Source organism: Pseudomonas sp. PDM01, from assembly GCF_014852325.1.
In the GTDB taxonomy this organism is placed as follows: domain Bacteria; phylum Pseudomonadota; class Gammaproteobacteria; order Pseudomonadales; family Pseudomonadaceae; genus Aquipseudomonas; species Aquipseudomonas migulae.
Map to the genome: position 1 here is coordinate 152,059 of NZ_JACVBK010000005.1, position 21,792 is coordinate 173,850.

General features: G+C 61.7%; 19 protein-coding genes and 1 riboswitch. Of the genes, 14 read left to right on the forward strand and 5 right to left on the reverse strand.

The features are described from left to right. Window positions 1–148: 148 nt before the first annotated feature. Window positions 149–1,090, forward strand: coding sequence for a YgfZ/GcvT domain-containing protein (locus IB246_RS14390; RefSeq protein WP_008036013.1), 942 nt, complete (start codon window positions 149–151; stop codon window positions 1,088–1,090). A 35-nt stretch (window positions 1,091–1,125) separates the two neighbouring features. Then, complete coding sequence (locus IB246_RS14395) at window positions 1,126–1,947, forward strand: HDOD domain-containing protein (RefSeq protein WP_008036012.1); 822 nt, start codon at window positions 1,126–1,128, stop codon at window positions 1,945–1,947. Window positions 1,948–2,027: 80 nt separating this feature from the next. On the opposite strand, the gene IB246_RS14400 is transcribed toward IB246_RS14395, so the two are convergent. After that, window positions 2,028–3,416 carry a sensor histidine kinase gene (locus tag IB246_RS14400; RefSeq protein WP_192230063.1) on the reverse strand — a complete coding sequence of 463 codons (1,389 nt, stop codon included), beginning with the start codon at window positions 3,414–3,416 and terminating at the stop codon, window positions 2,028–2,030. Further along, window positions 3,409–4,080, reverse strand: coding sequence for a response regulator (locus IB246_RS14405; protein ID WP_008034908.1), 672 nt, complete (start codon window positions 4,078–4,080; stop codon window positions 3,409–3,411). Before IB246_RS14405 ends, IB246_RS14400 begins: the two co-directional genes overlap by 8 nt. 390 nt (window positions 4,081–4,470) lie before the next feature. Here IB246_RS14405 and IB246_RS14410 point away from each other — a divergent pair, with 390 nt between their 5' ends. The 4 genes from IB246_RS14410 to IB246_RS14425 are packed head-to-tail and all read left to right on the forward strand — an operon-like array spanning window position 4,471 to window position 8,514. After that, entirely contained in the window at window positions 4,471–5,448 is a 978-nt protein-coding gene (locus IB246_RS14410; protein ID WP_008036010.1) for a Bug family tripartite tricarboxylate transporter substrate binding protein, read from the forward strand. Between the two features lie 58 nt (window positions 5,449–5,506). Next, window positions 5,507–5,965, forward strand: a complete 459-nt coding sequence (locus IB246_RS14415) for a tripartite tricarboxylate transporter TctB family protein (protein ID WP_008034905.1) — start codon at window positions 5,507–5,509, stop codon at window positions 5,963–5,965. A gap of 1 nt (window position 5,966) precedes the next feature. Beyond that, entirely contained in the window at window positions 5,967–7,481 is a 1,515-nt protein-coding gene (locus tag IB246_RS14420) for a tripartite tricarboxylate transporter permease (RefSeq protein WP_008034898.1), read from the forward strand. Beyond that, the gene (locus tag IB246_RS14425; protein ID WP_192230065.1) at window positions 7,474–8,514 is read left to right on the forward strand and encodes an AbrB family transcriptional regulator; all 1,041 of its coding nucleotides are present in this window, start codon (window positions 7,474–7,476) and stop codon (window positions 8,512–8,514) included. Before IB246_RS14420 ends, IB246_RS14425 begins: the two co-directional genes overlap by 8 nt. Window positions 8,515–8,602: 88 nt before the next feature. Here IB246_RS14425 and ung read toward each other — a convergent pair whose 3' ends face one another. Continuing rightward, a complete protein-coding gene (ung, locus tag IB246_RS14430; RefSeq protein WP_008025785.1) occupies window positions 8,603–9,295 on the reverse strand; it encodes a uracil-DNA glycosylase in 693 nt (230 codons plus the stop codon). A 132-nt stretch (window positions 9,296–9,427) separates the two neighbouring features. On the opposite strand from ung, the gene IB246_RS14435 reads away from it, so the two are divergent. Then, complete coding sequence (locus IB246_RS14435; protein ID WP_008036219.1) at window positions 9,428–10,531, forward strand: enoyl-CoA hydratase/isomerase family protein; 1,104 nt, start codon at window positions 9,428–9,430, stop codon at window positions 10,529–10,531. Window positions 10,532–10,655: 124 nt separating this feature from the next. Here the strand turns inward: IB246_RS14435 and IB246_RS14440 are convergent, their stop codons facing one another. Together IB246_RS14440 and IB246_RS14445 are read right to left on the reverse strand one after the other, a co-directional pair. Then, a complete protein-coding gene (locus IB246_RS14440; RefSeq protein ID WP_008036217.1) occupies window positions 10,656–11,123 on the reverse strand; it encodes a hypothetical protein in 468 nt (155 codons plus the stop codon). 167 nt (window positions 11,124–11,290) lie between these two features. Further along, complete coding sequence (locus IB246_RS14445; protein WP_008025780.1) at window positions 11,291–11,533, reverse strand: hypothetical protein; 243 nt, start codon at window positions 11,531–11,533, stop codon at window positions 11,291–11,293. Between the two features lie 276 nt (window positions 11,534–11,809). After that, a riboswitch (guanidine-I (ykkC/yxkD leader) is annotated at window positions 11,810–11,910 on the forward strand. A 61-nt stretch (window positions 11,911–11,971) separates the two neighbouring features. Between IB246_RS14445 and IB246_RS14450 the strand changes: the two genes are divergently transcribed. From IB246_RS14450 to atzF, 7 genes are all read left to right on the forward strand, one after another. Beyond that, window positions 11,972–13,039 (forward strand): putative urea ABC transporter substrate-binding protein, encoded by a 1,068-nt coding sequence (locus tag IB246_RS14450; protein WP_008025779.1) that lies wholly within the window; start codon window positions 11,972–11,974, stop codon window positions 13,037–13,039. A 15-nt stretch (window positions 13,040–13,054) separates the two neighbouring features. Further along, the gene (locus IB246_RS14455; protein ID WP_008025776.1) at window positions 13,055–13,870 is read left to right on the forward strand and encodes an ABC transporter permease; all 816 of its coding nucleotides are present in this window, start codon (window positions 13,055–13,057) and stop codon (window positions 13,868–13,870) included. After that, a complete protein-coding gene (locus IB246_RS14460; protein ID WP_008036214.1) occupies window positions 13,867–14,655 on the forward strand; it encodes an ABC transporter ATP-binding protein in 789 nt (262 codons plus the stop codon). Before IB246_RS14455 ends, IB246_RS14460 begins: the two co-directional genes overlap by 4 nt. A gap of 13 nt (window positions 14,656–14,668) precedes the next feature. Beyond that, window positions 14,669–15,394 carry an urea amidolyase associated protein UAAP1 gene (locus IB246_RS14465; RefSeq protein ID WP_008036212.1) on the forward strand — a complete coding sequence of 242 codons (726 nt, stop codon included), beginning with the start codon at window positions 14,669–14,671 and terminating at the stop codon, window positions 15,392–15,394. Window positions 15,395–15,405: 11 nt separating this feature from the next. Further along, entirely contained in the window at window positions 15,406–16,047 is a 642-nt protein-coding gene (locus tag IB246_RS14470; protein ID WP_008036211.1) for an urea amidolyase associated protein UAAP2, read from the forward strand. Between the two features lie 291 nt (window positions 16,048–16,338). Then, on the forward strand, window positions 16,339–19,959 hold the full coding sequence (gene uca / locus IB246_RS14475) for an urea carboxylase (RefSeq protein ID WP_008036207.1): 3,621 nt from the start codon (window positions 16,339–16,341) through the stop codon (window positions 19,957–19,959). Between the two features lie 25 nt (window positions 19,960–19,984). Next, window positions 19,985–21,751: an allophanate hydrolase gene (gene atzF / locus IB246_RS14480; protein ID WP_008036201.1), complete on the forward strand. Its 1,767-nt coding sequence runs from the start codon at window positions 19,985–19,987 to the stop codon at window positions 21,749–21,751. The last annotated feature ends 41 nt before the right edge of the window (window positions 21,752–21,792 follow it).

The following is a 21,792-nucleotide window of genomic DNA, read 5'->3' on the forward strand; positions in this document are numbered from 1 at the left end:
AGCGCTCCTCAAATAGGCGGCAAGTATACAGCCCCGGACACCATCGAACAGTCGGCTTTGGTCGGGCACTGTCGACCTTTTGTGAACTACCCATTTCATGGGCGCCCCCTTATGATGTCCCCCAGACTCTTTTACCCTGCGATCTCCCATGGCCGATTCTGCTTTTTTCTGCACCCTGTCTCACGAAGGCGTTCTCGCGGTCCGCGGCGCGGATGCCAGCAAATTTCTGCAAGGCCAACTGACCTGCAACCTCAATTACCTGAGCGACACCCAGGCCAGCCTCGGTGCGCGCTGCACCCAGAAAGGCCGGATGCAATCGAGCTTCCGCATTCTGCTGCAAGGTGATGGCGTGCTCATGGCCATGGCCACCGAGCTGCTGGAGCCGCAACTGGCGGACTTGAAGAAGTACGCGGTGTTCTCCAAATCGAAATTGACCGATGAAAGCGCTGCCTGGGTCCGCTTCGGCGTTGACCATGGCGATGCCGCCCTGATCGGCCTGGGTCTCGAACTGCCGGCGGACACCGACAGCGTGGCGCGCAATGACGGATTGATCGCCATCCGCGTTTCACCGGACCGCGCCGAACTCTGGGTTGCCGCCGATCAGGCCGACGTCATCAAGGGCCGGTTATCTGCTTTGCTGACCGAGGGCGATCTCAATCAATGGCTGCTGGGTCAGGTCCGCGCAGGGATCGGCCAGGTGATGCCGGGCACACGCGAATTGTTCATTCCGCAGATGCTCAATCTGCAGGCCGTCGGCGGCGTGAGCTTCAAGAAAGGTTGCTACACCGGCCAGGAAATCGTTGCGCGGATGCAGTACCTGGGCAAACTCAAGCGCCGCTTGTATCGTCTGAAGCTGGACGCCAGTGCATTGCCTGAACCCGGCACTCCCTTGTTTTCCCCGACACACGGCAGTTCCATCGGCGAAGTGGTGATTGCCGCGCACGCCGGACAAAACATTGAACTCCTGGCCGTCTTGCAAGCCGAAGCGGCGGAAGGTGGCGACGTCCATCTCGGCGTGATCGAAGGGCCGGCCCTGCATCTGCTTGACTTGCCTTATGAACTGGATCGCGATCGCGAGATCCAGCGTTAACAGCAGTATTTGTTGCAACACCCTAGAGAAAAGAAATGAGCGATTTGGCGGATAAGGTCCAACAGGATTTGGTTGAGGCCATCGATAACGATGACCTGGTTCTGCCAACGTTGCCGGAAGTGGCCCTGCAGATTCGCAAGGCCGCTGAAGACCCGGAAATAAGTGTCAGCACCCTGAGCAAAGTGATTGGCCGCGATACGGCGCTGTCGGCGCGCCTGATCAAAGTGGTCAATAGCCCGCTGCTGCGCGCGACCCAGGAAGTCACTGACTTGCACACGGCAATCACGCGCCTGGGCGTCAATTACAGCAGCAACCTGGCCATCGGTCTGGTCATGGAGCAGATTTTCCATGCGCGCTCTGACGTGGTGGAGAAAAAGATGCGCGATGTCTGGCGCAAAAGCCTGGAAATCGCCGGGGTCAGCTACGCGCTGTGCCGCAGTTACACGCAGCTCAAGCCCGATCAGGCGGCGCTGGGCGGACTGGTGCATCAGATTGGTGTACTGCCGATCCTGACCTACGCCGAAGACCACTACGAGCTGCTGTCGGACCCGGTCAGCCTGAACCATGTGATCGACCACATTCACCCGCTGCTCGGCGACAAACTGCTCAGGGTCTGGGAGTTTCCGGAAATGCTGGTGCAATTGCCGGGGCTGTATCTGGACTTCAAGCGCGAGTCCGAACGCGTCGACTATGTGGATCTGGTGCAAGTGGCCAGTTTGTATTGCCACAAGGACACCGACCACCCCATCGCCCGTATCGACCCGCTCGGCGTGCCGGCCTTCAAGAAGCTGGGAATCGACCCGGAGAATGAGTCGATGTGCAGGGATCTGGAAGAATCGCGGTCGATGTTCTATTAAAAGCTTCGCGGGCAAGCCTCGCTCCTACAAAAGCATCGTAATACCTGTAGGAGCGAGGCTTGCCCGCGAAGATGCCACCATTATTCTCCCGCGATAAAACTCACCCGCACCTTCAATCCCGCCTGCTCGCCATCGTGCAGGCTGATCTGCGCCAGATGCGCGCGGCAGATCTCGCCGACAATCGCCAACCCCAACCCCGACCCGGCCACCTGCTGATTGCGACGATAGAAGCGCTCGAACACCCGATCACGCTCTTCCAGCGGAATCCCCGGCCCGTCATCCTCGACCTCCAGCACCGCCGGCGCCGAGACCTGCAGGATCACGTTGCCGCCAGGCGGCGTATGGGCCAGCGCGTTGTCCACCAGATTGCTCAACAGCTCGTTCAGCAGCGTCGGCTCACCGCGCAGCCACACCGGTTCGTCGGCCTCCAGCGCCAGCGCCACGCCGCGGGCATGGGCCAGCGGCGCCATCGCCATGCCCAGTTCCCGGGCCAGCTGACTCAGATCGAGCAGTTGCGCACCGCCCTCGGCAATCGCCCGGGCACCGTTTTCGACACGCGCCAGCGACAGTAATTGGTTGGCCAGATGGGTCAAACGATCCGTGCCTTGCGCTGCCGTTTCCAGCGTGTTGCGCCAGGTTTCGGGCTCGCCCGAACGCAGGCCGAGTTCAAGTCGCGCCTTGAGCGCCGCCAGTGGCGTGCGCAGTTCATGCGCAGCATCGGCAATGAACTGCGCCTGACGTTCGAACTGCCCGCGCAGACGCTCGGTAAAGTGGTTGAGCGCACGCACCAACGGCCACAATTCTCGCTGCACCTCGACCAGCGGCAGCGGCCGCAAGTCGTCGGACTGGCGCTCTTCCACCGCCGTGCGCAAGCGTTCCAATGGGCGCAACGCCGCACTCACCGCAAACCACACCATCAGCAACGCGCCGACCGCCAGCATGCCCAGCCGCAACAACGTGTCTGCCGCCAGGCTACGGGCCATGCTGACGCGTGCCTCGTCGGTTTCCGCCACGCGAATTTCCGCCATGCCGTTCATGTTCGGTTCGCTCACGGGCTTGAGCAGGCTGACCACCCGCACGTTCTGCCCCCGATACGTCGCGTTGTAGAAACGGGCAAGCGCCGGATAGTCATCGGTGCGCGGCGTTCCCGGTGGTGGAGCGGGAAGGTTTTCGTAGCCGGAAATCAGGTTCTGGTGAATGTCGTTGACCAGGTAAAAAATTCGCCCGGCACTGTCGTAGGCAAACGTATCCAGCGCCACGTAAGGCACATCGGCACTGAGGGTTCCGTCACGCTGGGACACCCCGGCGGCGATGGTTCGCGCCGAAGCCAGCAGGGTCCGGTCATACGCGGTGTCGGCGGCTTCGCGACCATTCCAGTACGCGCTCAATCCACTGGCCAGCATCAACACCACCAGCAGCAGCGCGAGGTTCCACAGCAACCGCCAGCGCAGGCTGCTGGGCTTATGCATCGCGGCTTTCCAGCAAGTAGCCGAGGCCGCGGAACGTCACGATGGCGACCGGTTGGCCGTCGAGCTTTTTGCGCAAGCGGTGGACGTAGATTTCGATGGCGTCGGGGCTGGCTTCTTCGTCGAGACCGAACACCTGGGCGGCCAGTTGCTCCTTGCTCATCACCCGACCGGGACGCGCAATCAGCGCTTCGAGCACCGCTTGTTCGCGGGAGGTCAGGGTCAGCAATTCGTCGCCGAGGGTGAAGCGCCGGGTGTCCAGATCGTAAGCCAGCACGCCGCAGGTCTGCTGACGTTCGCCGCCGAGCACACTGCGACGCAGCAAGGCTTTGACCCGGGCTTCGAGCTCGGTCAGTTCGAACGGTTTGGCCAGGTAATCGTCAGCACCGAGGTTCAAGCCATGCACGCGATCCTTGACGTCGCTGCGAGCGGTCAACATCAACACCGGCAGGTTCTTGCCCCGGGCCCGCAAGCGCGCCAGCACCTCGAAGCCATCCATGCGCGGCAGGCCGACATCGAGGATCGCCATGGCGTATTCCTCGCTGCTCAGCGCCAGGTCGGCGGCCACGCCGTCGTGCAGCACATCCACGGTCAGCCCGGTGCTCTTGAGCGCCTGGGCGACACTGTCGGCGAGTTGCAGATGGTCTTCGACGAGCAGAACACGCATGGATCTTTACCTCATTCAGGGATGTTCGACGCCATTCTTTGGCGCGGAGTTTACAGCCGCATCCGCCGCTGTGAAGCCCGAAAACCGTGAAAGTCCGCTGAAAGGTTAGTGAAAGGTTCGACCGTTAGAGTCGGCCCACGGATGGTTTCGACTGAAAGCCATCGATCGTGCTTTGAAATGTAGCTCCCGAAAAACGCCTCGATGCGTTTTCGCCAATAAGAACAATAACGAGGTACTTCGCCATGCTGTCCACACAGCCCCAGGTTTGCCCGCCTCATCTCTTTTTTCAATTCCCGTCGTTTACGTTAGTCAGCGCCATCAACGGCTGCGCGACGCGAAACTGCCGCACCTGAAACATCCCCAAAAACAACAACTCCCGTGGAGACAACAATGAATCGATCACTGCGCCGTTTCGCCCTCGCCGCCAGCTGCATGCTGTTTGCCGGCCAACTGATGGCCGAGCCCAAGCGCCCGGAATGCATCGCCCCGGCCTCGCCCGGCGGCGGTTTCGACCTGACCTGCAAACTGGCGCAAAGCGCGCTGATGAACGAGAAACTGCTGAGCAAACCGATGCGCGTGACCTACATGCCCGGCGGTGTCGGCGCAGTGGCGTACAACGCGGTGGTCGCTCAGCGTCCGGCCGACGCCGGCACGCTCGTGGCGTGGTCCAGCGGCTCGTTGCTGAACCTGGCCCAGGGCAAGTTCGGTCGCTTCGATGAAACCAACGTGCGCTGGCTGGCAGCGGTCGGCACCAGCTACGGCGCCATCGCGGTGAAAAGCGATTCGCCTTACAAGACCCTCGACGATCTCGTTCAGGCGCTGAAGAAAGATCCAAGCAAAGTGGTGATCGGTTCCGGCGGCACCGTCGGCAGCCAGGACTGGATGCAAACCGCGCTGATCGCCAAGGCCGCCGGGATCAACCCGCGCGATCTGCGTTACGTCGCCCTCGAAGGTGGCGGCGAAATCGCCACCGCCCTGCTCGGCGGCCACATCCAGGTCGGCAGCACCGACATCTCCGACTCCATGCCGCACATCCAGAGCGGCGACATGCGCCTGCTGGCGGTGTTCTCCGATAAGCGCCTGGACGAGCCGGAAATGAAAGACATTCCGACCGCCAAAGAGCAAGGCTACGACATCGTCTGGCCAGTGGTTCGCGGTTTCTACCTCGGGCCAAAAGTCAGCGATGAAGACTACGCCTGGTGGAAAGACTCCTTCGACAAACTGCTGGCTTCCGATGATTTCGCCAAGCTGCGCGATCAACGTGAACTCTTTCCGTTCGCCATGACCGGCCCGGAACTGGACACCTACGTGAAGAAGCAGGTCGCGGACTACAAAGTGCTGGCCAAAGAGTTCGGCCTGATTCAGTGATCGCCTCTGTCTAGCGGCTGCGGCCCCGCACTGCGGGGTCGCGGCACAGGAGTTCCCCATGCTCGTACAACGCATTTTCGCATCGGTGCTGCTGCTGGCCTGCGCCAGCCTGGTGCTGATGGCCTGGCCCTACCAGGCACCTTTTTCCTACGAACCGATCGGCCCTCGCGCCTTCCCCTTGCTGATGCTGGGGCTGATGGGAATGGGCTTGATCTACATGGTGTTTCGCCCGTCCCCGATCAAACACTCCGAAGAAGACCCGCCGCTGGATCGTGAAACCCTCCACAAGATCGGCCGCTGCGTGGTGCTGCTGCTGGTGTTCGCCGGCCTGTTCGAACCGTTGGGCTTCATCCTCAGCAGCATTTTGATCGGCATTCCGATGGCGCGCCTGTACGGCGGACGCTGGTTGCCAAGCGCAGTGATCATCAGCCTGATGAGCATCGGTCTGTACCTGCTGTTCGACAAAGTGATGGACGTGCCGCTGCCTCTGGGTCTGCTCGACGTTCTGGAGAACTGAAATGGATACGCTTGGTTATTTGAGTCACGGCTTCGGCGTCGCACTGACCCCTTACAACCTGGTCACCGCACTCAGCGGCACGCTGATCGGCACCGTCGTCGGCCTGCTGCCCGGCCTCGGTCCGATCAACGGCGTGGCGTTGCTGATCCCGATTGCATTCGCCCTCGGGCTGCCACCGGAATCGGCACTGATCCTGCTGGCTGCGGTTTACCTGGGTTGCGAATACGGCGGCCGGATCAGTTCGATCCTGCTGAACATTCCGGGCGAAGCGTCCACCGTCATGACCACCCTCGACGGCTACCCGATGGCCCGTCAAGGCATGGCCGGTGTCGCGCTGTCGCTGTCGGCGTGGAGTTCGTTCATCGGCGCCTTTATTGCCACGTGCGGGATGGTGGTGTTCGCGCCGATCCTGGCGAAATGGGCGATTGCCTTCGGTCCGGCGGAATATTTCGTCCTGATGGTGTTCGCGATTGTCTGCCTCGGCGGCATGGCCGGTGATCGACCGCTGAAGACCTTTATCGCGGCGCTGATCGGCCTGTTCCTGTCGACCGTCGGCATCGACGCCAACAGCGGTGTCTACCGCTTCACCGGCGACAACATCCACCTCACCGACGGCATTCAGTTCGTGGTGTTGGTGCTGGGCCTGTTCTCCATCAGCGAGATTCTGTTGCTGCTGGAAAAAACCCATCGCGGCCAGGAAGCGTTCAAAGCCACCGGCCGCATGATGTTCAACTTCAAGGAAGCTGCGTCGGTGTTCTGGGTGAACATGCGGTGCGGTGTGCTGGGTTTCATCATGGGCGTTTTGCCTGGCGCCGGTGCAACACTTGCCAGCGCCGTGGCCTACATGACCGAGAAACGTATCGCCGGCCCAAGCGGCAAATTCGGACAGGGCGACAAGCGCGGTCTGGCCGCTCCGGAAACCGCCATCGGTGCTGAAGCCTGTGGCGCGCTGGTGCCGATGCTGACCCTGGGCGTTCCCGGTTCGGGCACGACGGCGGTGATGATCGGTGCGTTGTCGCTGTACAACATCACGCCGGGACCGCTGCTGTTCCAACAGCAACCGGACATCGTCTGGGGCCTGATCGCGTCGTTGTTTATCGCCAACATCATGCTGGTGATCCTCAACATTCCGATGATCCGCATCTTCACCCGCATCCTCGCCGTACCAAACTGGGCGCTGGTGCCAATGATCGCGATCATCACCGCCATCGGCGTGTTCGCGGTGCATGCCACCACCTTCGACCTGTTCCTGATGATCGGCATCGGCATCTTCGGCTACATTCTGCGCAAGCTGGATTTCCCGTTGTCGCCGGTTTTGCTGGGCTTCATTCTCGGAGGTTTGATGGAACAGAATCTGCGCCGCGCACTGTCGATCTCCAACGGTTCGCTGGAGATTCTCTGGTCGAGCGGGATCACGCTGGGTGTCTGGGCGCTGATCGTGGTGATGCTGCTGGTGCCGATCCTGCGGATCTGGCGCAAACGTTCGGTCGCTCGTCGCGCGGTCGCCGATGTCTGATCGAACACCCTTCAACGCCTGGTGGGGTACGCCGCTGGTCGGCGCGCTGGGCGGTTACCTGGCCAGCCAGATCGGCTGGCCACTGCCGTGGATGGTCGGCTCGTTGCTGGCGATCATCCTCGTGCGTTGCCTGACGCCCTGGCAATTGGCCGAAATCCCTGGCGGCCGCAAGGTCGGCCAGTGGGTCGTCGGCATCGGCATCGGCCTGCACTTCACCCCGGTGGTGATGGAGCAGGTGTTGAGCCACTTTGGCCTGATCTTCTTCGGTGCGTTGATCACCAGCCTGTCCGCCGTGGTCGGGGTCTGGTTGATGCGCCGTACCGGTGAGGATCGCGCCACCGCATTTTTTTCCAGCATGCCCGGCGGCTCCGGGGAGATGGTCAACCTCGGCGCACGCAATGGCGCGGTGCTCAGTCGCGTAGCGGCCGGGCAAAGCCTGCGGGTGCTGGTGGTGGTGCTTTGCGTACCGGCGGCGTTCAAGTACTTGTTGGGCGACGGTGTGCCGGTCTTTCATCCGACGGCCGTCAACTGGTGGTGGCTGGCCCTTCTATTTCCGGCGGGCGCCTTGGCGGCGTGGATTTGGGAACGTTTGCGTCAACCCAACCCGTGGCTGTTCGGGCCGTTGCTGGTGAGTGCGGCGGTGAGCATTGGTTGGGATCTGCACATTGGTTTGCCCAACGGCGCTAGTCAGATTGGCCAATGGCTGATCGGCAGTGGCTTGGGCTGCCACTTCAATCGGCAGTTTTTCCGGCGTGCGCCTTCGTTTATGGGGCGGACGTTGATTGGTACGGTGTTGACCATGTTGATCGCCACGGCGGCAGCCTTGGGATTGAGTGCGCTGACACATCTGGATTTGCGTTCGCTGACCCTGGGCATGATGCCCGGCGGGATTGCGGAGATGAGCCTGACGGCGGAGACCCTGCAATTGTCGGTGCCGCTGGTGACGGCGATGCAGGTGATGCGGTTGTTGTTTGTGTTGTTTCTGGCGGAGCCGTTGTTCAAGTATTGGAATCGGAATCCGGATTCGGTCTGATAGACCGAGGTGTTCCCTTCGCGGGCAAGCCTCGCTCCTACAGGTTTTGCACGAAATCTGTAGGAGCGAGGCTTGCCCGCGAAGCTTTTTAGACTGGCGGCAACCGCCAATCAATCGGCGTCTCGCCATTCTGCTCAAGAAACTTGTTGGTCCGGCTGAAGTGCCCGCACCCGAGAAACCCGCGATAAGCGGACAGCGGTGACGGGTGCACCGACGTCAGCACCAGATGCTTGGTCGCGTCGATCAGCTTCTGCTTGCTCTGGGCATGGGCGCCCCACAGCATGAACACCAGATGCGGTTGCTGCTGGCTGACCACTTCAATGATCCGATCGGTAAAGAACTGCCAGCCCTTGTCCTTGTGCGCATTGGCATTGGCGCGCTCGACGGTCATGGTGGTATTGAGCATCAACACGCCCTGATCGGCCCAGCTCTGCAGATAACCGTGATTGGGAATGTCGATGTTCAGGTCGCGTTTCAACTCCTTATAGATGTTCACCAGCGACGGCGGCGCCGGCACGCCCGGTTGCACCGAGAAGCACAAGCCATGGGCCTGGCCTGGCCCGTGATACGGATCCTGACCGAGAATGACGACCTTGACCTTGTCCAGCGGCGTCGAGTTGAGCGCGTTGAAAATCATCGGGCCCGGTGGATAAATCTCCTTGCCGGCCGCACGCTCCTGTTGCAGGAAATCGCGCAACTCTGCCATGTAGGGCTGGTCGAATTCGGCACGCAGTGCCTCCTTCCAGCTCGGTTCGAGTTTGATACGGTCGTCAGCAGTCATGGTTACATCCGGCAAAAACAATGGGGCGAACCCTAGGAAAGCCCATCACGCTTGTCAATTGATCTGACGCAGATCCGGCACTTTCCTGCATTGCGATCATACTGAACGCTCAAATTCCCGATCGAGGTCACGATGAATCTGCACTTCGAAGAACTCACCGGCACCGACGGCGCCCGCATCGGCGTTGCCAGCCTGGATGCCGAAAAGTCCCTGAACGCCCTGTCCTTGCCAATGATCAACGCCCTGCGCGATCAACTGGACGCTTGGGCCAAGGATCCGCAAATCGTCTGCGTGCTATTGCGCGGTCATGGCGCCAAGGCCTTTTGCGCCGGTGGCGAAGTGCGCAGCCTGGTGGAAGCCTGTCGCGCGCACCCCGGCGTAGTGCCCCCGCTGGCCGCAACTTTCTTCGCGGCGGAATACCGGCTGGACTTCAGCCTGCACACCTACCCGAAACCGCTGATCTGCTGGGGTCACGGTTATGTACTCGGCGGCGGCATGGGCCTGCTGCAGGGCGCGAACATCCGTATTGTCACGCCGAGCAGCCGTTTGGCGATGCCGGAAATCAGCATTGGTTTGTATCCGGATGTCGGTGCCAGTTGGTTTCTGTCGCGCCTGCCCGGCAAGCTCGGTTTGTTCCTCGGCCTGACTGGCGCGCACATCAACGGGCGCGATGCGATCGATCTGGGCCTGGCCGACCGCTTCCTGCTCGATGAACAGCAAGAAGAGCTGATCGAAGGCTTGCTGCAATTGAACTGGCAGGAACAGACGCCGATGCAACTCAACAGCCTGCTCAAGGCCTTGCAGCAGGAAGCGCTGGCGCAAATGCCCGAAGCCCAGTGGCTGCCGCGCCGCCAGCAGATCGACGAATTGCTGGATGTCAGTGATGTACGTTGCGCCTGGAAAGCCATCAGCCAACAGCGTGATAGCACGGACCTGGTACTTAGCCGCGCGGCGCGGACCCTGAGTGAAGGTTCGCCGCTGACTGCTCATCTGATCTGGCAACAGATATCCCGCGCCCGGCATATGTCGCTGGCTCAGGTTTTCCAGATGGAATACACCTTGAGCCTCAACTGCTGCCGGCATCCGGAGTTCAGCGAAGGCGTGCGTGCGCGGTTGATCGACAAGGACCAGAAACCGCATTGGCATTGGCCTGATATCAATCACGTGCCGGATGCGGTGGTGGAGGCGCATTTTCGCAAGGTCTGGGAAGGCCGGCATCCGCTGGCGGATTTGTAAGGTCACAAAACGAAATGTGGGAGCGAGCCTGCTCGCGATGGCGGTTTGTCATTCATCAATGATGTGACTGACAATCCGCCATCGCGAGCAGGCTCGCTCCCACAGGTATTGCATTCAACTCATGTTATCGGTGGCTGCCTCGGCCAGAGTGATCGCCGCGACCGTAGTGGTCACCTCGTCCACCGTGATTGCGTCCGCCACCACGGTAATCATTGTTCCAATTGCCACGGTTACGGCCATCCCAGCCGCCCCGGCCATTGCCGTCCCAACCGCGCCCCTGATGCGCCCGGTAATCGCTTCGTGGCGAAGGCTGGTAATAACGCGGTGCCGGTTGATACACCCGCGGCTGGTGGTAGTACCGCGGCGTTGGCTGGTAATAGCGGGCCGGTGGTGAGTAATACCGGCGCGGCGAGGTGTAGTAACCGCCACTGGAGTAGTAACCGCCGCCATCTGAGTAGTACGGCGCGGGGGACGTGTAAACCTCGGAACTGTAGTAGCTGCCTCCTCCATCGGCATAGGGCACGCACGCGCCAAGTGACAATCCTAATACAGCCATCAGAAGAATTGGGCGGAGCTGTTTTCGACAGAGCATGGCGGCCTCCTGGACCGCGAGTGAGCCACACCAGCGACGCTGGCGAGCGACAGTCAATTATTCGGTGACTGTCGAAAGATCAGACATCGTTTTCGACATCCGGTGCGCTCTTGAAACAAGTTGAAACATCTAGCCGATGAAAGGTTTTTCATCTATTCACCCGCTGATTAATGGTGCCGCCCATGGTATCCACCGCCGTAATAACGAGGGTGATGCCCGCCCCAATAGTAGTAGCGATAACCACCGTAAAAGCGCGGACCATAGTAATAACGCGGGCCGTAATAGTAGGAATACGGCGCATAGCCGGGGTAGTAATAAGGCGTGGAATACACGTCGTAGGTGCCGGCGTAGTAGTAGCAGCCGGACAACCCGACACCGAGCACAACGCCCAGTAACAGTCGACGAAACATGGCGGCCTCCTGAAAGACCACAGCCGATACAGCCGGCTGACACCTGTTTTGACTGGCAATGCGACGGCGAGTGCCGGACGACGCCTGACCTTCGGATCAGCGGCCAGCCACGCTGCATCTCAGTGCACGGGCGCACCATCACAAAGCAGCGAACGGCCCTTGCGCCCTCCCGAAAAATGGCAATCCCCCGGCCCAGAGCGCTTCGGGCGACTTGGCACGGCTCTCGCTTTAGCAAACCCGTGCAGGAGTCATCACAGGTTCGCGGCACCACAATTTGCAATGGCTGACTAGGGTTCCGGCTCGCTAAGGCGAGTGGCTGGTCCGAGAGTTGGCGACCTCCAGTTGAGGTTACACGGCGGGACAAAAGCCCGGGAGACAAGCCACCGTTCGCGGTGCCGCGTTGACTCCTGCCCGCCCTTGATCAACTGGAGAACCACCATGTCCCGACTTCGTTTACCCGCCCTCCTCGCCGCTGCCTTCGCAGCCATCGTGAGCGTCTCGTCCCAGGCCGCGCCAAAAGACCACTTCAGCGTCTGCTGGACCATTTACGCCGGCTGGATGCCCTGGGAATACGCCGGCAGCCAAGGCATCGTCGACAAATGGGCGAAGAAGTACGGCATCAAGATTGATGTGGTGCAGCTCAACGACTACGTCGAATCCATCAACCAATACACCGCCGGCCAGTTCGACGGCTGCACCATGACCAACATGGACGCGCTGACCATTCCGGCCGCCGGCGGCGTCGACAGCACCGCACTGATCGTCAGCGACTTTTCCAACGGCAACGATGGCATCGTGCTCAAGGGCGACGGCAAGAAAGTCGCCGACCTCAAGGGCATGGACGTCAATCTGGTCGAGCTGTCGGTGTCCCATTACCTGCTGGCCCGGGCCCTTGATTCGGTGGACCTCACCGAGAAAGACCTGAAAGTGGTCAACACCTCCGACGCCGACATCTCCGCCGCTTTCAACACGGAGCAGGTCAACGCCGTCACCACCTGGAACCCGATGCTCTCGGACATCAAGGCCAAGCCGGGCGTGACCGAAGTGTTCAATTCCAGCCAGATCCCCGGCGAGATCATGGACATGATGGTGGTCAACAGCGCCACCCTCAAAGACAACCCCGCTCTGGGCAAGGCACTGACCGGCGCCTGGTTCGAAGTGGTCGAGTTGATGAACGCGAAAAACGCCGCCAGCAAGGCTGCGCTCGAACACATGGCCAAGGCCTCGGGCACTGACCTCGCAGGTTTCCAGGCGCAACTCGACACCACCAAACTGTTCGCCACACCGCAAGAAGCCCTGGCGTTCTCTACCAGCAAGCAACTGCCGGAAACCATGCGCAAGGTCGCGGAGTTTTCCTTCCAGCACGGCTTGCTCGGTGAAGGCGCCAAGGACACCAGCGCGGTCGGCATGGCCTTCGCCAACGGCGTGACCAGCGGCGACAAGAGCAACCTAAAGCTGCGCTTCGATCCGAGTTACGTGCAGATGGCTGCCGACGCCAAGCTGTAACAAGAGGACCTGGCCATGCGCCTGATCAATCGCCACCCGGATCGCCCGAGTCGCCTGTTGTTGGTGATCCTGCCGTTCGCCCTGGTGCTGTTCGCCTACTTCATGGGCTCGGCCGAACGGCTACTGGACAACCCTAACGACAAGCTGTTGCCGAGCGCCGTGCAAATGACCGACGCGGTGAAGCGCCTGGCGTTCACCGCCGACAGCCGCACCGGCGAATACGTGCTGTGGCAAGACACCGCGTCCAGCCTGCGGCGCCTGGCCATTGGCCTCGGCATCAGCGCGTTGGCCGGGTTGTGCCTGGGCATCGCCGCCGGCACGTTGCCGCTGTTCGGCGCGCCGTTGTCGCCGTTGCTGACGGTGCTGTCGATGGTGCCGCCGCTGGCGATCCTGCCGATTCTGTTCATCGTCTTTGGACTGGGGGAGTTATCGAAAGTGATGCTGATCGTCATCGGCATCACCCCGTGTCTGGCGCGGGATCTGGAACAGCGCGCCCGGGAAATACCGGTCGAGTTGCTGATCAAGGCCCAGACCCTCGGTGCATCGACCTGGACGCTGATGCTGCGCGTGGTGCTCCCGCAATTGTTGCCGCGCCTGCTGATCTCGTTGCGGCTGATGCTGGGGTCGGCGTGGTTGTTCTTGATCGCCGCCGAAGCCATCGCCTCTACCGACGGTCTCGGTTACCGGATTTTCCTGGTGCGCCGTTACCTGGCGATGGACGTAATCCTGCCGTACGTGGTGTGGATCACCCTGCTCGCCTGGCTGATGGATTGGGGCCTCAAGCGCCTGACTCAACGTGCGTTCCCTTGGTATGAAGGAGCCCGCGCATGAGCTTCATCACGGTAAAAAACGTCTGGCAGCAATACGCCGATCAAGTGGTGCTCGAAGGCTTGAACCTGAACGTCAACGAGGGTGAGTTCTGCACCCTGGTCGGCGCGTCGGGCTGCGGCAAATCGACCTTCCTGCGCCTGTTGCTCGGCCAGGAACGCGCCAGTCGCGGCGAGATTCTGCTGGACGGTCAACTGCTGGCCGGCGAACCGGATTCGAGCCGTGGCGTGGTGTTCCAGCGCTACTCGGTGTTCCCGCACCTGACGGTGCTGGACAACGTCGCCCTCGGCCTCGAACTGCCGCGCTCGCCGCTGCTTGGGCGGTTGTTCGGCAACGCCAAAAAAGACGCTCGCGAACAGGCCTCGGTGCTGCTGCAAAAGGTCGGCCTCGGTCACTCGCTGGACAAGTACCCGGCGCAGCTCTCCGGCGGCATGCAGCAACGGTTGGCCATCGCCCAGGCGCTGATCATGAAACCCCGCGTGTTGCTGCTCGACGAACCGTTCGGCGCGCTCGATCCGGGCATCCGCAAAGACATGCACGCCTTGCTGCTGGAGCTGTGGCGCGAGACGCAACTGACGGTGTTCATGGTCACCCACGACCTGTCCGAAGGTTTCAGCCTCGGCACGCGACTGCTGGTGTTCGACAAGGTCCGCGTCGACCCGCACGCCCCCGGCGCCTATGGCGCGCGCATCACTTACGACATCCCTTTGAACAGCGACCGCCGCGCCACGCGCGCCGCCGTCGATGCCTTGCCGGAAACACTTGCAGGCGCGCTTCGCACCGCTTAAGAGGATTTTGCACATGACTGATTCGACCCAACTGTTCCCCCCCTTCGCCGAGGAAATGCTCCCCGGCGGCGGCCATCGTTCCTTCGTCCTGAAGCGCGGCCAATTGCTGCGCCTGACCGACCTGCGCGGTGGCGCCAACGTCAGCCTGACGCTGCTCAACGCCAACGAAAAAACCGAACGCCTGAACCTGCCCGACAGCCTCAAATGCCAACACACCGCCAAGCTCACCACCGGTCATTGCCTGTATTCGGACATGGGCCGCGTGCTGGCGGCGATCACCGCCGACACCTGCGGCTGGAGCGACAGCCTCGGCGGCGTGCTGTGCGCTGAAGAAGTCGCGGAAAAGTACGGCGCAGGCCGCTATCAGGAACTGCGCAACGGCTTCTTCCGCAACGGCACCGACAACCTGTTGGTGGAACTCGGCAAATGGGGTTTGGGCCTGTCGGACTTGCTGATGACCCTCAACCTGTTCAGCCGCGTGAACGTCGACGAAGCCGGGCGTTTCCACTTCGTCGAAGGCAACTCCAAGGCTGGCGACTACATCGAGTTGTACGCGCCGATGGACACGCTGGTGGTGCTCACCGCCCTGCAACATCCGATGGATCCGTCGCCGGAATACGCACCAAAACCGTTGAAGCTGAGCTGGATGAACGCCGACGCCAGTGTCGCCGAACACTGCCGCACCTCGCGCCCGGAAAACGAGCGCGGCTTCATCAACACCGACCGCCTGTTCGCCTGAGGATCGCTGCCATGTCACTCGCAATCGCTACCGCTCAAAAGCATCCAGAAACAGCGGTCTACCGCGCCACCATTCCCGCCGGCGAACCGTGGCTGATGGAGGTCAAGGTCGGCCAGACCCTGCGCATCCTCGACCTGGAAGGCAATCAGGCGGTTGATACGTTGTTCTACAGCGTCGCCAACCCGAAAGAACGCTACGACGTGCAACGCACCTTGCGCCGGCAGAACAGCGTCTACCTGAGCACCGGCAGCGTGCTCTATTCCAACCTCGGCAAACCGATGCTGACCATCGTCGCCGACACCTGCGGACGCCACGACACCCTCGGCGGTGCCTGCGCGCAAGAGAGCAACACCGTGCGTTACGCTCTGGAAAAACGCTACATGCACAGCTGCCGCGACAACTACCTGCGCGCCTGCGTCCACGACGGGCGACTGGGCAAGGGCGACATCGGGCCGAACATCAACTTCTTCATGAACGTGCCGGTCACGGCGGATGGCGGGCTGACGTTTGAGGACGGTATTTCGGCGCCGGGCAAGTACGTGGATTTACGGGCGGAGATGGACGTGATCGTGCTGATTTCCAATTGTCCGCAACTGAATAACCCGTGCAATGCCTACAACCCTACGCCTGCGGAGCTGCTGGTATGGAACTGAAACTGAACCGTCTGCGTCGCTGGTTGTTTGCCCTGTGCCAGGCCCGTTCCGGGCAGTGCCTCAAACCTCAAGAACACCACTAACCCCCTGTGGGAGCGAGCCTGCTCGCGAAAAACCCAAGTGCACCGCGGGGCATCTGGTTTTACGCGTAATCGTTCACGACCATCGCGAGCAGGCTCGCTCCCACAGGGTTCAGCGGTGTTCTGAAGACTTGTGATTTTCCGCCGGGGACGACCCCGGCGCCCAACGAAAAACTGCGGGACGGCCCGCATCCCCTCCAGGGGTTATGCCATGTTCGAAAAAGTCCTGATTGCCAACCGTGGCGCCATTGCCTGCCGCGTCCTGCGCACCTTGCGTGAACTGCACGTCAAAGGCGTCGCCGTTTATTCCGAAGCCGATGCCGCGAGCCTGCACATCCTGCATGCCGATAAAGCCCACAGCCTCGGTGAAGGCGCCGCCGCCGGCACCTATCTGGCGGTCGATAAAATCCTCGCCATCGCCAAAGCCACTGGCGCCACGGCGATCCATCCTGGGTACGGTTTCCTCTCGGAAAACGCCGCGTTCGCCGAAGCCTGCGCATCTGCCGATATCGCGTTCATCGGCCCGACGCCAGAACAGCTGCGCGTGTTCGGCCTCAAACACACCGCGCGCGCCCTGGCCAAGCAACACGGCGTGCCGATGCTCGAAGGCACCGAGCTGCTCGACAGCCTCGACGCGGCATTGATCGCCGGCGATCAAGTCGGCTATCCGGTGATGCTCAAAAGCACTGCCGGCGGTGGTGGCATCGGCATGCGCGTGTGTCGCAGTGCTGACGAGTTGAGTGAATCCTTCGAAGCCGTAAAACGCCTCGGCCAAAACAATTTCAGCGATGCCGGCGTGTTCATCGAGAAGTACATCCAACGCGCCCGACACCTGGAAGTTCAAGTGTTCGGCGACGGTCGCGGTGAAGTGATCGCCCTCGGTGTGCGCGACTGTTCGGTACAACGGCGCAACCAGAAAGTCCTCGAAGAAACCCCGGCGCCGAACCTGCCTGACGGCATGGCCGATGAGCTGTGCGCGGCGGCGATCAAACTGGCAAAAGCGGTGAACTACCGCAGCGCCGGCACCGTGGAATTTGTGTTCGACAGCGCAGACCAGCGCTTCTACTTTCTGGAAGTGAACACCCGTTTGCAGGTGGAACACGGCGTCACCGAACAGGTGTGGGGCGTGGACCTGGTGCGCTGGATGGTGGAACTGGCGGCGGGTGATTTGCCGCCGCTGAGCGTATTGAGCCAAGGATTGAAAGCCGAGGGCCATGCGATTCAGGCGCGGCTTTATGCGGAAGATCCGGGTCGTGATTTTCAGCCGAGCCCAGGTTTACTGACCGCTGTAAATTTCCCTGTCGCCGACGGCAAACAGCTGCGGATCGACACCTGGGTCGAGGCCGGTTGCGAGATACCGCCGTACTTCGACCCGATGATCGCCAAGGTCATCTGCTGGGCGCCGACCCGCGAACAAGCGCGTGCGGATTTGCATCAAGCACTGGGCGACAGCCAGCTCTACGGCGTGGAAACCAACCGCGACTACCTGCGGCAGATTTTGCTCGATGAACCGTTCACCAGCGGCCAACCGTGGACCCGTTGCCTCGAAGGCCTGGTGTATCAGGCCAACACTTTTGAAGTGCTCAGCGCCGGTACGCAGACCAGCGTTCAAGACTATCCGGGGCGACTCGGTTATTGGGCCGTGGGCGTGCCGCCGTCAGGGCCGATGGACAGTCGCGCATTGCGATTGGGCAACCTTTTGCTGGGTAACGACGAAGGCGCCGCCGCGCTGGAAATCACCATGAGCGGGCCATTGCTGCGCTTCAATTGCGACGCGGTGGTGGCGGTCACCGGAGCAGTGATTCCGCTGACGTTGAACGGCGAAACCGTGGCGATGAACACGGCGCTGCTGGTTCCGGCAGGCACTACGTTGAGTCTCGGCACGATTGGCGGCGCAGGCGCCCGCAGCTATCTGTGTGTGCGCGGCGGGCTGCAGGTGCCCGACTATCTGGGCAGCAAAAGCACCTTCACCCTCGGACAGTTTGGCGGCCATGGTGGTCGCGCATTACGGGCCGGCGATGTGTTGCATGTGCCGGCGTTGACCGATCACAGCGTCGGTGAGCAACTGCCTGTCATTGCTGAGTTGCCTGCCATGCGGCAGATCCGGGTGATCTACGGCCCCCATGGCGCACCGGAATATTTCACCGAAAACTACATCGGCACGTTTTTCGAGACTCAGTGGGAAGTGCATTTCAACTCCAGCCGCACCGGCGTGCGCCTGATCGGGCCGAAGCCGGAATGGGTGCGGGCTGACGGCGGTGAGGCGGGGCTGCACCCGTCGAATATCCACGACAATCCGTATGCGATTGGCGCCGTGGATTTCACCGGGGACATGCCGGTGATTCTGGGGCCGGACGGCCCGAGCCTCGGCGGGTTTGTGTGCCCGGTGACGGTGATCGAGGCGGATCTTTGGCAACTCGGCCAGCTCAAGGCCGGGGACAAAGTGCAGTTCCAGCCAGTCGATATCAAAACCGCCCGCACCCTCGCCCTGAAATGGAATACCCCTTGTAGGAGCCGGCTTGCTGGCGATGGGGCCCTAACAGACACCGCGTCAACTTCATCGCCAGCAAGCCGGCTCCTACAGTCCCCTGTTGTCATGGAGATTGGTCAGGACGATACGCGGTTGGTTGCGCGACTGTCGGGGGATACGCACCTGCTACTTGAGATCGGCGCACCGGAACTGGACCTGGTCCTGCGCTTCCGCGCCCACGCCCTCATGCAAGCCCTGGAAAGCAAACACCTGCACGGTGTAATCGACCTCACACCCGGTATCCGTTCGCTGCAAGTGCACTACCAACCCGAACAACTGCCGCTGGCCGATCTGCTCGGTATCGTCGCCGGTGAATGGGACGCGGTGTGCGCCGCCAAGGACCTGCAAGTGCCTTCGCGCATCGTCCATCTGCCGCTGTCCTGGGACGACCCGGCCTGCCAATTGGCGATCGAGAAATACATGACCACCGTGCGCAAGGACGCACCGTGGTGCCCGAGCAATCTGGAGTTCATCCGCCGCATCAACGACCTGCCGAACCTCGATGAAGTACAGCGCACGGTGTTCGACGCCAGCTATCTGGTAATGGGTTTGGGCGACGTCTACCTCGGCGCGCCGGTCGCCACCCCGCTCGACCCGCGCCATCGTCTGGTGACCACCAAGTACAACCCGGCCCGCACCTGGACTGCGGAAAACTCGGTGGGCATCGGCGGCGCGTACATGTGCGTGTATGGCATGGAAGGCCCCGGCGGTTATCAGTTCGTCGGTCGCACGTTGCAGATGTGGAACCGCTACCGCGAAGTCGCCGCGTTCGATGGCAAACCGTGGTTGCTGCGCTTCTTCGACCAGATCCGTTTCTACCCGGTGAGCGCCGATGAACTGCTGCGCATCCGCCGGGATTTCCCCCTCGGGCGCTTCGATTTGAACATCGAACACAGCCAGTTGAACCTCGCGGATTACCAGGCGTTCCTGAGCAAAGAAGCCTCGAGCATTGCAGCTTTTCGGGATCAACAGAAAGGCGCGTTCAACGCCGAGCGCGAGCGATGGATCGCCAGCGGCCAGGCGCATTTCGACAGTGAAGAAGCGGCCCCGGAAACGATCGAAGACGCACCATTGGCCAGTGGCGAAAGGAGCGTCGACAGCCACATCGCCGGCAACCTCTGGCAGGTCCAGGTGGAGACCGGCAGCCGCGTTGCCGCCGGTGATGTGCTGGTGATTCTGGAGTCGATGAAGATGGAAATCCCGCTGCTCGCACCGATGGCCGGCGTGGTGCGCGAAATCCGCGTGCAACCGGGTTCGGCCGTGCGCGCCGGACAGCGCGTCGTGGTGCTGGAACTCGACTGAACCCATTTTGCAAAGGACTCACTTCATGACCATCAATCTGCAACTCGACGCCCTGCGCAGCGCTTATCGCGACGCCAGCATCACACCGCGACAGCTGCTGCTGGCCCTGCGCGATAAAGCCGCCGCCCTGAACCCGGACTATCACCTGTTCATTCATTTGCTCAGCATTGAAGAACTGGAGCCGTACCTCGCCGCGCTCGACGGCCGCGATATCGACAGCCTGCCGCTGTACGGCGTGCCGTTCGCGATCAAGGACAACATCGATCTGGCGGGCATTCCGACCACGGCAGCGTGCCCGGCATTTGCCTATGTGCCGCAGCAGTCGGCGACCATCGTCGAGCAATTGCTGGCGCTGGGCGCGATTCCGCTGGGCAAGACCAACCTCGACCAGTTCGCCACCGGCCTCAACGGCAGCCGCTCGCCGTATGGCGCGTGCCCGAACAGCGTGTTGCCGGAGTATCCGTCAGGCGGTTCCAGCGCCGGTTCTTCGCTGGCGGTGGCGCTGGGCGTGGCGAGTTTTTCGTTGGGCACGGACACGGCGGGCTCGGGGCGAGTGCCGGCGGGGTTAAACAATCTGGTGGGGATGAAAGCCACCAAAGGGTTGATCTCCACGGCGGGCGTGGTGCCGGCGTGTCGTACGCTCGATTGCGTCACGACCTTTACCGCGACGGCTCGGGAAGCCAGTCAGTTACTGGCGCTCACCGCGCATCTCGATCCACGGGACGAATACAGCCGCCGTAATCCGCTGTGGAATGACGGCTCGGCGTTCGGCACACCGCGCCCTTTCCGCTTCGGCGTACCGCGTGCGCAGGACCTGGAGTTCTTCGGTTGCCCTGAAGGTCCGCTGTTGTTCGGCGATGCCATCGACCGGCTCAAGGCGTTGGGCGGTGAAGCCGTGGAACTGGATTTGTCGCCTTTCCTTGAAGCGGCGCACCTGCTGTATGAAGGCCCGTGGGTGGCGGAGCGCTACAGCGTCGCCGGCGAGTTGATGGAGCAAAATCCTCAAGCGGTGTTGCCGGTGATTCGTGCGGTGCTGGCCAAGGCGCCGGCGGTGAACGGTGTGCAAACCTTCCGCGCCCAATATCGGCTGCAAGCCTTGAAAGCGCTGTGCGACAAAGCGCTGGAAGGACTCGATTGCGTGGTCACGCCAACCATCGGCCGTCCCGTCACACTGGCGGAGCTTGAGGCTGAGCCAGTGCTGCGCAATTCGGAACTGGGTTACTACACCAACTTCATGAACCTGCTGGACTATGCCGCCGTCGCGGTGCCGAGCGGGTTCATGGGCAATGGTTTGCCGTGGGGCGTGACGGTGTTTGGCCGGGCGTTTACCGATCAGTATTTGTTGAGTGTGGCGGATGCGTTTCAGCGTCGTTCTCCTGCGCCCGCAACGGTCGCGCGCAACGATCGTGCGCGGCTGGTGGTGTGCGGCGCGCATCTCGATGGGCTGGCGCTGAACTGGCAGTTGAAGCGGCGCGGTGCGACGTTGGTCGAGACGACCTTCAGCTCGCCGGACTATCAACTGTATGCATTGGCCGGTGGCCCGCCGTTTCGTCCGGGGATGGTGCGGGTGAAGGATGGCGGCGTAGCGATTGCGGTGGAGGTCTGGGACTTGCCGAGCAGTGAGTTGGGGTCGTTTTTGACCGGGATTCCGGCGCCGCTGGGGTTGGGCAAGGTGCAACTGGCGGATGGGCGTTGGGAGAGTGGGTTTATCTGCGAGGCGTATGGGCTGGAGGGGGCTGTGGATATAAGTCATTTGGGCGGATGGCGTGCGTACCTGACAGGTCGACGTTGATCTCACGATTCGCGGGCAAGCCTCGCTCCTACAGATCCAGG